General features: G+C 32.8%; 12 protein-coding genes. 2 read left to right on the forward strand and 10 right to left on the reverse strand.

Annotation, left to right across the window (positions count from 1 at the left end; translation table 11 throughout):
* Position 1: 1 nt before the first annotated feature.
* From IEV85_RS15445 to IEV85_RS15490, 10 genes are all read right to left on the reverse strand, one after another.
* Positions 2-796, reverse strand: a complete 795-nt coding sequence (locus IEV85_RS15445) for a glycosyltransferase family 2 protein (RefSeq protein WP_188465010.1) — start codon at positions 794-796, stop codon at positions 2-4.
* Between the two features lie 3 nt (positions 797-799).
* Positions 800-1,627: an FkbM family methyltransferase gene (locus IEV85_RS15450; protein WP_188465013.1), complete on the reverse strand. Its 828-nt coding sequence runs from the start codon at positions 1,625-1,627 to the stop codon at positions 800-802.
* Positions 1,608-2,681, reverse strand: coding sequence for a glycosyltransferase family protein (locus IEV85_RS15455; protein ID WP_188465015.1), 1,074 nt, complete (start codon positions 2,679-2,681; stop codon positions 1,608-1,610). Before IEV85_RS15455 ends, IEV85_RS15450 begins: the two co-directional genes overlap by 20 nt.
* Positions 2,678-3,583, reverse strand: coding sequence for a glycosyltransferase family 2 protein (locus IEV85_RS15460; RefSeq protein WP_188465017.1), 906 nt, complete (start codon positions 3,581-3,583; stop codon positions 2,678-2,680). The genes IEV85_RS15455 and IEV85_RS15460 overlap by 4 nt, the downstream gene beginning before the upstream one ends.
* Positions 3,574-4,536, reverse strand: coding sequence for a glycosyltransferase family 2 protein (locus tag IEV85_RS15465; protein WP_188465019.1), 963 nt, complete (start codon positions 4,534-4,536; stop codon positions 3,574-3,576). The genes IEV85_RS15460 and IEV85_RS15465 overlap by 10 nt, the downstream gene beginning before the upstream one ends.
* The gene (locus tag IEV85_RS15470; RefSeq protein WP_188465021.1) at positions 4,526-5,563 is read right to left on the reverse strand and encodes a glycosyltransferase family 2 protein; all 1,038 of its coding nucleotides are present in this window, start codon (positions 5,561-5,563) and stop codon (positions 4,526-4,528) included. The genes IEV85_RS15465 and IEV85_RS15470 overlap by 11 nt, the downstream gene beginning before the upstream one ends.
* Positions 5,560-6,288 carry a hypothetical protein gene (locus IEV85_RS15475; protein ID WP_188465023.1) on the reverse strand — a complete coding sequence of 243 codons (729 nt, stop codon included), beginning with the start codon at positions 6,286-6,288 and terminating at the stop codon, positions 5,560-5,562. Before IEV85_RS15475 ends, IEV85_RS15470 begins: the two co-directional genes overlap by 4 nt.
* Entirely contained in the window at positions 6,282-7,523 is a 1,242-nt protein-coding gene (locus IEV85_RS15480; RefSeq protein WP_188465025.1) for an ABC transporter ATP-binding protein, read from the reverse strand. The genes IEV85_RS15475 and IEV85_RS15480 overlap by 7 nt, the downstream gene beginning before the upstream one ends.
* Positions 7,524-7,662: 139 nt before the next feature.
* Positions 7,663-8,202 carry a UpxY family transcription antiterminator gene (locus IEV85_RS15485; protein ID WP_188465027.1) on the reverse strand — a complete coding sequence of 180 codons (540 nt, stop codon included), beginning with the start codon at positions 8,200-8,202 and terminating at the stop codon, positions 7,663-7,665.
* Positions 8,203-8,407: 205 nt separating this feature from the next.
* Positions 8,408-9,274: an ABC transporter permease gene (locus tag IEV85_RS15490; RefSeq protein WP_229712609.1), complete on the reverse strand. Its 867-nt coding sequence runs from the start codon at positions 9,272-9,274 to the stop codon at positions 8,408-8,410.
* Between the two features lie 354 nt (positions 9,275-9,628).
* On the opposite strand from IEV85_RS15490, the gene IEV85_RS15495 reads away from it, so the two are divergent.
* Positions 9,629-10,600 (forward strand): helix-hairpin-helix domain-containing protein, encoded by a 972-nt coding sequence (locus IEV85_RS15495; RefSeq protein WP_188465029.1) that lies wholly within the window; start codon positions 9,629-9,631, stop codon positions 10,598-10,600.
* A gap of 76 nt (positions 10,601-10,676) precedes the next feature.
* Entirely contained in the window at positions 10,677-14,699 is a 4,023-nt protein-coding gene (locus IEV85_RS15500) for a DEAD/DEAH box helicase (RefSeq protein WP_188465031.1), read from the forward strand.
* Positions 14,700-14,862 lie beyond the last annotated feature (163 nt).

Genomic DNA, 14,862 nt, shown 5'->3' on the forward strand with positions numbered 1-14,862 from the left:
CTTAGAAAATTGTTAAAATAGCATTAATCGGTTGAAAAACTCTTAAATAAGCTAAGAACATAGCTTTTTTATAACGGAATTGATATGTCTTCAATAATTTTTTATCTACTTCGTTCCATTCTTTTATCGAATTCCCTGTAAATCTATAACCATGTTCAAGTCCTTTTAGATTTTTCATAGCAGAATGAGGTGTATCACGGTAATAAAGAATTGGATCATCTGTAAATGAATATTCTCCTCCATTCCTAGCTAGTTTCATGTAAAATAATAAATCTTCGCTATGAGTTAAATTAGTATCAAACTGATAATTCTTTCCCGAAATTCTCTTAATCATCCAAGTCAACCCTAAGAAGCAATTTCCATTTAAACTTACTAAATCTTTAAGCGGATTACCTTCATGTGTTGGTTGCCACTCTTGAGTAGTTATATTAAGCGTTTTATCCATTTTAATTACTCTGCCGTCTACAAAATGAATATTAGGGTTTAATTCAAAAATTGATAATCGGCTTTTCAAACTTTTTGGTGGTAAAACATCATCCGAATCTAAAAAACAAAAATAATCCCCTTTCATATTTCTAAGACCTAAATTCCTTGCTTCACTAACACCCTTATTTTCTTGTTCAAAATAGTAAATTCTAGAATCACGATACGATCGAGCGATATCCTTAGAGTTATCAGTGCTACCATCGTTAACTAGTATTAATTCCCAATCATGAAAGTTTTGATTTAGAACTGATTGAATTGATTCTTTTAAATATTCTTCGGAATTGAAAAATGGTAAAATAATACTAATCAAAATTTATTTCTTAGGTTTCAGAATATAATTGCAGAGCGATAAATCCCCATGAACATCAAACGCTCTTAATAGATGTAATTCTAGATTTTTTTCATCGATTCGAAAAACCTCATAATTAAAAGCATTTATTAATTTTTGTATTTCATTTTGTCTGTCCAATCGTTCATTGTTTTCTTCAGAATAGACCGGCAAGATTTCTATAAAAATAATCGGTTTATTATTTTCAATAATTTGCTTTAGCCCCTTTAAAACTTCCAGTTCTGAACCTTCCACATCTATTTTAATTAGGCCGATTTCCTTCTCTTTAAGATTTAGAATTAAATGTGGATCCAACTCAAGTATATTTATCTTTCGCTTTGTCCCTTTTCTGTAAAATTTACTGATACCGGCAGCAGAATCCGTAAGACTATCATTATCAAACAATAATTCAATTAATGACGTTTTGTCTGAAGCTGCAACTGGTAGAATAGTTGTGTTAGATATAGAATTACTATGAGTTAGGTTACTTAAATATGATAAGCAATGCGGGTTTGGCTCAAATCCTATGTATTTGCTATCTGGGTAGATTGATTTTAATTTTAAAAGAGTTTGACCGATATTTACTCCTATATCAAGGAAGTATTTTTTTTTGAAGAACTCTCTAAATTCTAAAAGAAAATGTGTCATCCAAGGCTCTTCATTTACTAGATGTGACAAGCCTAATCCTGCTTGAATGGGAATTTTAAACTTCCTTTTATTTATAGAAGTTGATATGCTAAAATTTATTGATTCTAATAAGCCTAATTGATATATCTTATTTAGAATCCGATATTTATTTGAGTAAGTTTTCAATTTTAATTATTTGATTTTTATATGAATTTTGTGCCGCTATTTTTTTTCTAGATATAGTCCTTTGAAGATTATTCCACTTTTTTAGATGGTTTTTTACTTCTTTGAAACTCTCCAAAAAACCCATTTTAGTCTTATTCATTATGATTAAGTCGTCTTTGGTAATTTCACTATATTGATCACTCCAAGTAGCTAAAATAATTTTTCCGCTACTTAAATATTCCATTATTTTGTGAGGGTTGGCTAATTGTTCAGGATATTTTTCGTATTGATAGACTACAATCAACATATCCATATTATTATAAAAAGATGGTAAATCATCAGCATATAAACTACCATAATAATGAAAGTTTTGCATTTCATCTAAGTAGGAGAAGTTTGCTCGTGAGTCCCATTGACCTGCAAAGTGAAAGTCTACTGTTGGAAAACCACTTACCAATTTCCCTACTAATTCCCAATCAAGGTATTTGATATCAAGGTTACCAGCATACCCACAGTTGATTTTATTATGTCCTATAAGTTCAATTTGCTTTGACTCTTTCCCAATGCAATTGAATCCATGTCCAATATTGAAGCTATTTAGATTATATTTCCGTTGTTTTTCTAATATAAATCTGGATGAAGCCAAGCACAAATCAGCAGTTTCTGAGGCTTTCTTAAATTCAAAATCTTGATTCCAATCCACGATATGTGAAATCGAATAAACATTTTCAGGTAAAGCAGAAAAATTGAAGAAAACTGAGTTATCAAATGACCACACAATATCAAAAGTAGTTTGACAAAGTTCCTCTATTTCATTAAACTTTCTTCTTATTATTTTCTTTTGTAAAACGTTTGGTAGTAACCTGACGCCCTTGATAAAGCCATTATACTGTACAGAAAATACATTCACGAATGTTGTAACATGACATTTTAAACCATCAGAAGCCGGATTCAAATAATAAATTTTATTACCTAGACGAGCTAAATGGGTAGCATAATGGTGTTTAGAAACAAAAATATGATCCCAAGGTTCAGGCGAAATTATAAGTATATTTTTGTTACTTAGAAAACTCAAAGATTTATATATGTTATGTTTGCTGTAACTATAATATCATATATTTTATACCTAACTGTTTTTGGTAATAGAAATATTATGATAGAATTACTAAAAAACTGAATAACTGAGGGAATTTTGAAAAATTTAAAAATTATGCTTTTAAATTTATTCCTAGGAAGAAATTTAAATCGCTCAGGTTGCAATAATTGAATATCAGGCTCAAACACAGCCAGTTTTTGTTCTTCTTTCCTACTTTCTATACCTCTTTTAATATATTGATGTAAGTTCTTAAAATCATCATGATATACCCAAGCAGTATTTAATGAATATATTTTTACTTGGTGTTTTTGATACAAATTAAAAGAAAGAAAAAAATCCTCTTTATCTTTAAGCCTCTCATCGAAGCCATTAGATGCCAGAAACAGGTCTTTGTTAATCGAAAAGTTACCTCCATTTAGTCGTAATGATTTTGATAACTGAGCTTCTTTTTTTGGAGAATACCAATTTTCTTCCAGTTTCTTTCTAAAGAAGTGAAAATCAGTAGTTAATTTAGATTTATCATATAAACATGGGCCACTCAGTACTGAATTGGTTTTTTCCCTGTGAAAATTAACATGAGATTTTATACAATCTGGATTCGCACGGACATCGTCATCAAAAAAAATCAAAATTTTACCTTTTGCTTGTTTGACACCTAAATTTCTACTCACAGCTCTACCTTTGTTGATTGAATCAATTATAGTCAACTGTAAATTAGTAGTTTGATTATATTCGTTAAGAGTCTCAAGTGTATTATCTCCTGATCCGTCATTTATTAAGACCACTTCAAATTCTTTGAAAGTTTGTTTCTCCAAGGATTTTAATAAATTTATGACTTGGCCAGCTCGATTGAATGTAGGTATAATAACAGTTACTTCCATACGGACCGTTTAATGACGTAAATTGCTAGTCTGATTCTTCTTTCTAAAGATACACCTTGAAATTTCCTAAAAATGATTATTCTAAGAGCAACTTTATACTGTTTAAAATAAATAATTTGCCCTATCTGTTTCTCAAACAGATCGTCCCTACTAGTAGTTTCCTTGAATTTTGCTTTTATTTTGTTTTCAAGTTTATTTAGACCATCCTTATCATTTTTTTCTAACAAATTTGTACCAGTTCTAAGATATGTATTTAATAGTCTTTCAGTGATTTGATGAATATAAAACTTTCTTTCAGTTTTTACTTGAGTCTTTGTAATGGAATTTATATTCAATTCATAATAATAAAGGTGTTCTTCTAGGTTTTTAAACTTATAATTTAATACGATTTTTGAAGACCAATAAAGATCTTCATTTCCGTCATTTTGGAAGAAGGAATTAAAGTAGCCTAAATCTTGTAAAATACTACTGACCAAAAATAATGTACCCGGAAGAAAGAGATATTGCTGTGGGATAGCTTTTTTTATCATACTGTAACCTACAGGTAGACTGGATTTTTCAATTTCTTTATCTTGAATAGTTTTTATAAATTGGGTACCGCATGCTTTGTATTCAGAATTGGTTGTTAAAAAATGAATTTGTTTCTCCATTCTTTCGGGATGAGACCAATCGTCTGCATCTTGGAACATAATAAAATCGCCTTTTACTTGATCTAAAAGAAAGTTCCTTGCATGAACCACCCCTTTATTTTCCTCATTGTGGTAAACATGTATTCTATTATCCGAATATGTAGAAATAATGTCACTAGTTTTATCTTTGGATCCATCGTTGTAAATTAATATCTCAAAATCTTGATAGGTTTGGTTTAAAATCGAATCTAAGCATCTTTTAATGTATTTCTCAACATTATAGGCTGGAATTATTACACTAATGGAGGGGTTTTTACAATTCAACTAATATTTTCTTAAAACTGTTTTTTGTGTCCCAAAAATGGACTTTAAGTATTCTATAAGCAGTATAATCCATCATTTTTTTTAATGGAGCATTAATTTTTGATCTCTTGTAGTAACCTAATTTCAAATAACTATCCCATAGTTTGAAATACCATTTTCTATTTAACTTCCATTTATAATTTGTATTCCAAACTTCTTCTGCTTTTTGCTTTTCACCTAACTCTAAAAAGAAAATACTTAATCTAAAAAGCCATAGCATAAAAAATTTTTCAAGCTTTAAAGATTTTATTTGCATCTCATTTTTCTTCCATACTTTAGTCACAATTTTATATCGAGAAAATAACTGTTTCTTCGTGTTCTCAATTTTCCCAATAGAATCAAATTGATGATCGACCCTAAAATAGGAATCTGGAGAATTATCAAATGTTTTAAATTTAAGCCCTAGAAGCAATGAATTAATATGAATTTCCCAATCTTGCCAACAAAGTGCTTCCTCATCCCACCCTCCATTAATATTAAAAGCTTCTCTACTCCATATTACAGACAAAGTGGCCCATGGCGTATCACCTTGCATAAATCTTTCAATTGGAGATATATTTGATTTTGTTAAGTGATTCCATTTAAGATTAAAATCACCTGGTGAAGATTTAAAACCTAAACAGTTAAATACGAGAAAGTCATAGTCGCTATATTTCATGAAATTTGATACTCTAATTGCTATACAGTCATCCTTTAAAAGATCATCCGAATCAAGGAAAATAATATAATCCCCCTTCGAGTTTTCAATACCAATATTTCTACAAGTACTTGCTCCTTTCGGGCTTCTTTCTCTTGAAAATAGTTTAATTCGAAAATCCTTTTTTATTCTTCTTTCAATAGTATTTATTGTGTCATCTGTACTTCCATCATCAACAACTATACATTCCCAGTTTTCATAGGTTTGATTAATCACAGAATCTAGTGTTTCACTAATTAAAGTTTCGCGATTGAAAGAAGGTATTATAATTGAAACTAAAGGGTTTGTCATTTTCTTACTAAGCCTTTACCTAATCCTTTTCCAATGTTTATAATTCCCTCAATCTTAATACTTTTCATAGATTTCCATTTTCTCAGAATTTGAATTTCACTATCACGAAAAGCGTCATCTAAAAACCATACTGCTTTATTTGCACAATATTTTAATATTGAAGGAATTGTATTTTTTCTAATCATCCATCCTCCGAATGGAGCGTCAATTAATATAAATTCTAATTCTATATTTGCAAATATATTTTTTGAAATCAACTCCTCTAGTTTAAAGCCTTCTTTATCCACTTCAACATATATAGGTTTAAAATCAACATTTTTCGGGACATGAATGCTTTCAATTGTTTTGCTTAAAAATGAATTATCCTGATCAATAGTGTAAAGCGTAAAATTAGTTGTAGGGTATTTAGAAAAATAGTGCATGAATAAAACTGTACTTGTACCACTTCCAAATTCAAAAATTACATTGGGTTTATGATGATTCAGTTCTTCCCATAAAAAGTTTAAAACTTCAGCATCCAGTGTCCATTTATTTGATTGATCTAAATTAATTATATTTTGCAATTCAGTATTTAAACTTTTATTTTCATAAATACATTCTAATTCACTCTCTGAAGGACTGAGAGAATTGCTTTTGTTACCATATATTTTATTTTTAAGAAATTGTGTTAATCTCCAATACCAAAGAGGCATTAGTTTTCCTTTTGCCATTTCTTGTATTAACATATACTATAGTTGTGATTTAGTAAAAATTGTGCTTTACCTAGTCTAGGTAATCGCCCATTATGATAAAAATCACCTGTTTCTACATCAAAAGTAAAAATATCCTTCAACCAATCTTCCAAGATATCTTTTGTAGTCATAAAAAAAGTGAGACTGTATCGACCTTCCATCAAAGGTAAATTTTGAATATTGATATCAATAGTATTTTTACCAGGTATCAATTCGATAGGGTGATTTGAAAAGTAATTTGACAAATGTATAATTCTATTATTTAATGAGTCATCCACTCCAACTGCAATTTCTACATTTTTTAATGACTCTTGTGAATTATTTTCAATTTTCAATCTGAAAACAGCATTTGAACCGATAGTGAAAAACTCTACGTTTTCTCCATTTTCAATAATTTCAATACTCTGTATTTTAGCGATTCCTCTTCCTTCTCTTATTTGACTATCAGAAATGTATTTTTTGCCATTCAAATCACTAAATGAATATCTTTTATATTCATTTATAACAGTTTCAATCCTATCATCCAATTTAAGCTTTCCTTCTTTAATTAAAATCCCCCTACTACATAAATTCTGCACAGCCCCCATATTGTGACTCACAAAAACCACTGTCCTACCCTCATTCTTGCTTACCTGATCCATTTTGCCCAGGCATTTTTTCTGGAATTCGGCATCGCCAACGGCAAGCACTTCATCAACAATAAGGATTTCAGGTTCCAGATGGGCGGCTACTGAAAAAGCCAGTCGCACTTTCATGCCGGAGCTGTAGTGCTTTACTGGTGTGTCTAGAAATTTTTCTACTCCACTAAAGTCAACTATTTCATCAAATTTTTGTCTGATTTCTGCCCGCTTCATACCCAGAATGGTGCCATTAAGGTAGATGTTTTCCCTACCTGTAAGCTCCATATGGAAGCCGGTACCTACCTCAAGCAATGAGGACACACGTCCGTTAATAGTAAATCGGCCTGTGCTTGGCTCAGTTATCCTACTAAGTATTTTCAGCAGTGTACTTTTACCTGCACCATTTCTACCGATAATACCAACAGCCTCACCATGCTTTATTTCGAAGTTGATATCTTTAAGTGCCCAAAATATTTCCTTCTCACTTGCATCAGGCTTAAACAAGCCCTTTATTTTATCTCCTAAAGCATAGCGAAGATCGCCCTGCTTTTTATGGCCGATGATGTATTGCTTACCTAAGCCTTCAACTTTAATCGCAGTATCTGACATTCTTTATATAGCTCCCTATGAAGGTGTTTTATTTAAAAAACTAATTATCAAATTATTAATTACTAATTATCTACGGCTCCGCCCTTTCAGTCACATGTTACGACTTAGCAAAGAGCTATTTCAACCCAGGTTATTCCAATTAAAAATGGAACTTAGAGTCTTTAATATCTTCTTTATCTCCCACTTTTTTGAGTCTGGCTTTACTGATTTCCGCAGTCAGGCTTAAGCCAAGGCTTTCTATAAATACAATTACCCTGTCTTTTTGGGTCTTAATTACTTTTCCTTTCTGCCCCTTCATGCTACCTTGCTCAATTTGCACCCTATCTCCTTCAGAAATAGGTTCAACACTTACTTCCTCATATTCACCTAATAAATTTTGTATGGCTTCTATCTCGCTAGATCGAATTTTAGCATCTTGTCCCAAATAACGTACGAAGTTAACTACTCCCTGAGTTTGTAAGATTTTAAGGCGTTCCTGGTCATTGTTCCATTTTACAAAGACATAGGAAGAAAATACAGCTACTTTTACTTTCTTTTTTCGATCCGACCATTGTCTAAGCACAGTTTGGGTGGGACAATAAACTTCAATTCCTTTTTCGGTTAGTCTATCAGCCACTTTCTTTTCCATTCTTGACTTAGTATAAATAGCAAACCATTTATGTCCCTCCTCTTTAATCACATTAAATTTTGATATTTTGGTTAATTAATATTTAATTACAAATGTAAGACTTTTTTCAAAAATATCTCTAAAAATAGCATTATTAGTATATTTAAATAGTACTATTTTAAAATAAATCATACATGCAAGGTTTCTTATACCAAGTACTTATTAAGTAAATGTTATTGTGAAGGAAGTGGTTGTTTTACTTTAAGGGATATAGTATTTAAACAATATCTGCCATTACACGCTCTACCCTTTTAAAGTAGTACAGTCCAGAAATAAAAAGAATTAAGACAACCATAAATGAAAAGTAAGCATAAATACTTGGGGGAGTGCCACCAATAATACTCCAGCGAAAGCCTTCCACCACACCTGCCATAGGATTGGCATATACTAAGAAAGTCGCCCATTCTGGCAAATTTTTAATCAGGTCTTTCGCTGAATAGCCAACTGGAGTCGCATAAAGACCAAATTGCACTAAAAATGGAACAATGTGTTGGAAATCTCTATAACGAATGGTCAGTGCACTTAACCAGATTCCGGCCGCTAAAGCAGAAAGAATTGTCAACAATATAAATATGGGTAGAAATACAATTTGTGAGGAGGGTGCCACACCGTAATAAATCATTAAAACTATGATGAATAGTAGAATGATTGCAAAGTCTACAAAGCCAACTAAAGCCTTGGAGAGTGGAATAACAAGGCGTGGGAAATAAATTTTCTTCACCATTTCCTGAGCTCCAATAATAGAGTTGCCAGACTGGTTTAAAACGAAGGAAAAATAAGACCAGCTACCTAATCCAATTGCCGCAAAAAGAGGATAGGGGATACCTTCAGTATCTACATTAGCTACTTTTCCGAAAACAACTGTGAAAATAATGATGGTGGTAACGGGTTGAAGAACTGCCCATAGCAAACCCAAAAAAGTTTGCGCATAACGCACTCTTAAATCTCTATAAGCAAGAATCAAAAATAAGTCTCTGTAATGCCAAAGCTCGCCAATGTTAATTTTCCATTTTGGCTTTGATGCATCTACTACTAGTTTTTCCATAATTGGCGTAAAGATAATGGCTTTAAGTAATATGTTCATTATTATCAGTGCTTTATATAGCGATTGAAAAATAAGGGTAATCGAAAAGTTGGTAATTAGTTTTAAGAAGTGAAGCTATCATTGTTGTTAGTGATTGCGAGCCTTCCATTCTGCCTTTAGGACGGAATCTTTTATTGATGATAGAGGTATAATTAGAAAGATTGCTTCGTGCCCTGACACGTAAACTCCCAATAGTCAGGTATTTTTATTAATTCATTCTTAAAAGCGGCTAACACTCATATTTTTGAAGCATTAATTTTTATTATTTACTTTCATTCGTACTTTTAAAAGGCATAGAAAGATAAATACTTCTTCTATTTCAGATTTCAACCTATTTCAACCATACGTACCTTTATGTGGCAAAGAATTATTAGCAGGTTAAGAAATTTCTTTGGATTCTCCCGTACCGAAGCAAATGGTTTTATCATATTGTTGTTGCTGATGGTCTTGATTTTGTTTGCTCCCTTGCTTACCAAGCAAGTATTTCTACAGATGCAACCCGATCTGTTGCTGGCCTCAGATGTGAGAAAGCTTGATAGCTTGTTGAGGGTAATGGATGAAAATGTAATTATTAAGAATGAGGAAGCGGCTATTTCTAATGAAAGTTTATTGTATGATTTTGATTTAAATACAGTTACTTCAGCTGAATTACAAAGTTTTGGTTTGCCAGAATTCCTGGCAGATAGGGTGTTGAAATATAGGGAAAAGGTAAAGCCTTTTACTAGCTCCTCAGAGCTTCTCAAAGTCTACGGAATGGATTCTACCTTATACCTAACATTAAAACCTTTTATAAAGATTAAAGCTTTACCAGAATCTGGTAAGAATAGATCTGAGTCTTATTATCATAGTTCAGTCGATAGAGATACCTTGTATTCTCGCAACAAAAAGAATTTTTCTAAATCATTTAAGTCTCAATTAATTCCTTTTGATATCAATCAGGCTGATACTGCTCAGCTCAAAAAGATATACGGAATAGGTGCTGTATACGCTCAAAGAATTGTAGACTACCGTGATCTGCTGGGTGGATTTATACGGCAGGATCAATTCAACGAAATCTATGGTTTAAAATCACCTAATCTTGATTCATTGAAAATTTATGCGAAAGTTAATCCACCATTAAATGTGAAGAAACTAAAACTTAACAGTATCACTGAGAAAGAATTAGCTAATCATCCTTATATTTCATACCAGCAAGCGAAATTAATAATCGCCTACAGGGATATGCATGGGGATTATAATAGTGCTGCAGAACTCTTGAATGTAAAAGTTTTAGATTCAACTTTTATTGAAAAGGTTGAAGAATATTTGTCGTTTGAAGCTAGATAGACCTAAACCTAATTTACTTCGTTAAGAGAAAAACATAATTTTTTTTTAAATTTAACCTTGCTAAACATTTTTTTGCATGCATGAAATTCTGAGGTACTATTTAAAACGGTTAACAAATCTTTCAAGCAGCAACCGCTCTTTGTTATTGTTAAGGCTAATCTCAGATCAAACTATCGATTTGCATGACTTTGATTTTATCCTCAATAAGCCATCCTTTTCTCTGATTGAAGCTTTGCTCGCCAAAAAGAAAGATATTCCCTTAGCGGCTATTTCGGATCCTCGTATGGAGGCTAACAACTTGTTAAGTGGGAAGTTAAAAAAGCTAAAGAGAATTGAGAAATTCATTCATGATGAAAGAGGGGCCAAGGACCTGTATGTCGGATGGCCTTTCGTAAGAGGTAAACTACAAGGTGGTACTCTTGTGAGATGTCCACTCATTTTCTTTCCTGTTGAAATCATACAAAAAGATGACCAGTGGGTAATGCAGCTGAGGGAAGAGGTGAATATCACTTTTAATAAGACTTTTTTGCTCGCCTACGCTTTTTACCATGGTATTAAAGTGAATGATGACTTGCTGGAAAAAGTTTTTGAGATTTATGACACTGATAGCCGCGTTTTCAGAACGGAGTTATACCAAATTTTTAAAGAAAGTGCTGTTAACTTAAATTTTAACCAGGATAACTTCATAGATAAACTACAATCTTTTAAAAATTATAAAAAAGCAGATTTTGAGGAAGAACAAAAGGAAGGAGAGATCAAACTCTTCCCCGAAGCAGTATTAGGTATTTTCCCGCAAAGCGGTTCTTATTTAGTTCCTGATTACACTTTTATGCTTGATGAAGAGCAAAAAGTGCAGGATATTGAAGAGTTTTTTTTAAGTAGGACACTTGATAAAACGGAAGAAAATCCTGATTTGTACAGGCAAAAATACCGATTTATTGATACCATAAAAGAGGAAGAAACTTTTAGTGTTTTTCCCATGGATGCTTACCAGGAGAATGCTTTAAAAGCTGTAAAGAGGGGAAATTCTTTGGTGGTTCAGGGACCTCCCGGAACGGGAAAATCTCAACTGATCAGCAACTTAATTACTGATTTTATAGCAAGAGGAAAGAAAGTATTAGTGGTTTGCCAAAAGCGTGCAGCATTGGATGTGATTTACAAAAAACTGCAGTCTATCGAGATGGATCCTTTTGCGGCTTTAGTGCATGATTTTAAGAATGATAAAAAGAGAATTTTTGAGCAGGTCCAAAGTCAAATTGAGAAGATTGATGAATATGAAGTAAAGAATAACGGGCTTGATGCCGTGCAAATCCAAAGAGATTTTCTGCATGCGAGTAGAAGGATTGATCAAATTGTGGAGGAGCGGGAAGAATACCGGCAAGCATTTTTCGATGAGGGTGAATGCGGGATTTCTGCTAAAGAGCTTTATCTTAATTCAGATATTTCTCTGCCTTCGATCAATTTAAAGCAGGAATACAGACATTTTCACCTTTCTGAGATAAGACAATTTTCAGACAAAATAGAGCATTATCAAAGTTATGTAGATGACTTCAGCAGTGAACAGTTTATCTGGAATGATAGGGTGGATTTTACCGATTTCACTCTTTCTGATAAAAAAGAAATCTTGCGCTTACTAAAACATATTCCTGAATATATTGAAAATAATGGTGAAAAAGCCTTTGATATTGTTGGCTCCAAAATGTCATTAAAGGAGTTCGAGGATGTTGTTTATCATAAAGAAAAGTTATTACAGTTTGAGAAGTTATTAAGCCCAAATGTTTTTGACTACCTCAACCATTTAATGCAATTTGATGAAGATGAGAATACTCGTTTGCTATGGCTTTCTAATAATCAGCGTGTAATTAATGAGTGTTTTAAGGATGGGGGAATTGAAAGTAGTCTTGCCGCTGAGAATCTTGGCACTTTGCAAAAAGTGTTGGAGTTAAGGAGACAATCTCTTAAAAGGCCTCCTGAATGGCTTAATTGGCATGTTTTTTCAAAAGAAAAGTATTTTCTGAAAAAAGTAGCTGTTGCCAATGCTGTTGTAATGAACAAAGAAGGCGTAGTTCAGATGGAAAGGCTATTAGATAACCGACTGAACTTTGAGCATAATATGACAAAGCTGAAGAATCAGGAGTGGTTAATAAATGTGCCGGATACCAAAGATCAGCTTTTGCTTAATGAGTGGTTCGAAGAGCAAAAGAATGCGATTAAGGCGAAAGAAATTTTATCCATCTTTACCAATTATAAAGAGCTTACTTTCTTCAAAGACGGTTCCATAAAAAGCTTTCTGGCCAAAATTGACGCGATAATAGCCCTATCAGAATCTGTAATTGCTGAAAAGCAATCCTGGAAGAAGTATTTTACAAGAACTCAAATAGACCACCTGGAGCAAAGCGGTGTTGTTCCTAACTATGCGGAAGCTTTCAAGAAGCATTTTGACGAGTTGGTTGATTTCGATAAAATGTATGAAGCTATGGCTCCGCATGAAAAAGGTGTGCTAAGGCTATTTGAAGAAAGTGATCTTCAAATCAATCAGAAAAATATAAGGAAAATATTTATTAACAGTATTTACCTATCCTGGTTGGACCATATTGAAACCAAGTATCCTATCTTAAGAGAGGTTTCTACAAGGAAGTTTGACAAGCAAACCGATGAGTTACAGTCGGCCATTGAAGAAAAGTGGAGGCTTAGCAATGAAATTCTTACTTTGAAGGTACGTGAAAGAACTTTCAGCAATGTGGAGTATAACAGGCTTAATAACAGGGTCTCATATCGGGATCTGAGCCATCAGGTTACTAAGAAAAGGCAGGTTTGGCCTATCCGAAAATTAATCAAAGAATTTAATGAAGAGCTGTTTGATTTAATTCCTTGCTGGCTGGCAAGCCCGGAATCCGTGTCAGCAATTTTTCCTATGGAGCAAATGTTTGATCTGGTGGTGTTTGATGAAGCTTCCCAATGTTTTGTGGAAAAGGGAATTCCTGCAATGTACCGAGGCTCACAGGTGGTAATAGCAGGAGATGATAAGCAGCTTAGTCCAAATGATTTATATAAAGTAAGATGGGAAGAAGATGAGCCTGAGCATGTAGATCTGGAAATTGATAGTCTTTTGGATTTGGCTAACAAATACCTGATGAATGTACATTTAGCAGGTCATTATAGAAGCAAATCATTGGATTTAATTGATTTTTCTAACAAGCATTTTTATAATGGTAAACTTCGTTTGCTACCGGATTTCAATTATATCAATCAGGCAGATCCGGGGATAGATTATATTAAAGTGGCAGGTATTTGGGAAAATCAGAAAAATGAAATCGAGGCACTGAATGTAGTTGATATTATTAAGGCATATTTAAAAGATGAGCCTGATAAGGAAATAGGAGTGGTCACTTTTAATGCTCCTCAGCAAGGGCTGATCTGGGATATTTTAGAAGAGCAGGTAAGCACAGGTAACATTACACTGCCAGACAATTTCTTTGTAAAGAATATTGAGAATGTTCAGGGAGACGAAAAGGATGTAATCATATTTAGTACAGGTTATGCGCCTGATGCAAAGGGTAAAATGAATATGCAGTTTGGTAGTATCAATACCCTAAAAGGAGAAAACAGGTTAAATGTTGCCATTACGCGTGCCAGGGAGAAAATTATAATTGTTAGTAGCATTTATCCTGAGCAATTAAAGGTGGATGACACAAAAAATGAGGGGCCAAAGTTACTTAAAGCTTATTTGAATTATGCATTGGAAGTATCTAAAAATAACTTTAAACCACAGCCAGCTACCCTTGATAAATTCGGTAATCATTGGTTTTTGAAGAAAAAATTAGCTACAGAATTAAATGAATCTCTGGAGAAAGTGGAAGTTAAAGAAGAGCTCCCTTTTGCAGACCTTAGCTTTGTTGAGAAGGAAAAATATAAAGGCTTGCTTCTGTCAGATGATGATTTGTTTTATGAGAACCCTTCTGTAAAAGATATTTATGCTTATACTCCATTTATGCTTCAGAAAATGAACTGGCCCTACATTCGCGTGAAAAGTCGTAACTATTGGGATAATAAGGCTGAAATGATGGAAAAAATCCAGAAATTTATTCAGCGCAATTAAAATTTTCCATAATGTGTTTATCACGATCGCAATGTCTTTATGATAAGCTTTTCCTGCGTCAGAAATTTAAGAATAACCTTAAATTACCCTGATAATTGTGAGCATTGAATTCTGACATTTTTGTCAGAATTATGCTAAGCAATCTTTTGAATTGTAAACCTGG

Source organism: Marivirga lumbricoides (assembly GCF_014636295.1).
Lineage (GTDB): Bacteria > Bacteroidota > Bacteroidia > Cytophagales > Cyclobacteriaceae > Marivirga > Marivirga lumbricoides.

Excerpts from the sequence above, each read along its gene's own strand:
- IEV85_RS15460 (WP_188465017.1), bottom strand. The coding sequence starts at position 3,583 with ATGGAAGTAACTGTTATTATACCTACATTCAATCGAGCTGGCCAAGTC.
- IEV85_RS15475 (WP_188465023.1), bottom strand. The coding sequence starts at position 6,288 with ATGTTAATACAAGAAATGGCAAAAGGAAAACTAATGCCTCTTTGGTAT.
- IEV85_RS15490 (WP_229712609.1), bottom strand. The coding sequence starts at position 9,274 with ATGAACATATTACTTAAAGCCATTATCTTTACGCCAATTATGGAAAAA.
- IEV85_RS15495 (WP_188465029.1), top strand. The coding sequence starts at position 9,629 with ATGTGGCAAAGAATTATTAGCAGGTTAAGAAATTTCTTTGGATTCTCC.
- IEV85_RS15480 (WP_188465025.1), bottom strand. The coding sequence starts at position 7,523 with ATGTCAGATACTGCGATTAAAGTTGAAGGCTTAGGTAAGCAATACATC.
- IEV85_RS15500 (WP_188465031.1), top strand. The coding sequence starts at position 10,677 with ATGCATGAAATTCTGAGGTACTATTTAAAACGGTTAACAAATCTTTCA.
- IEV85_RS15470 (WP_188465021.1), bottom strand. The coding sequence starts at position 5,563 with ATGACAAACCCTTTAGTTTCAATTATAATACCTTCTTTCAATCGCGAA.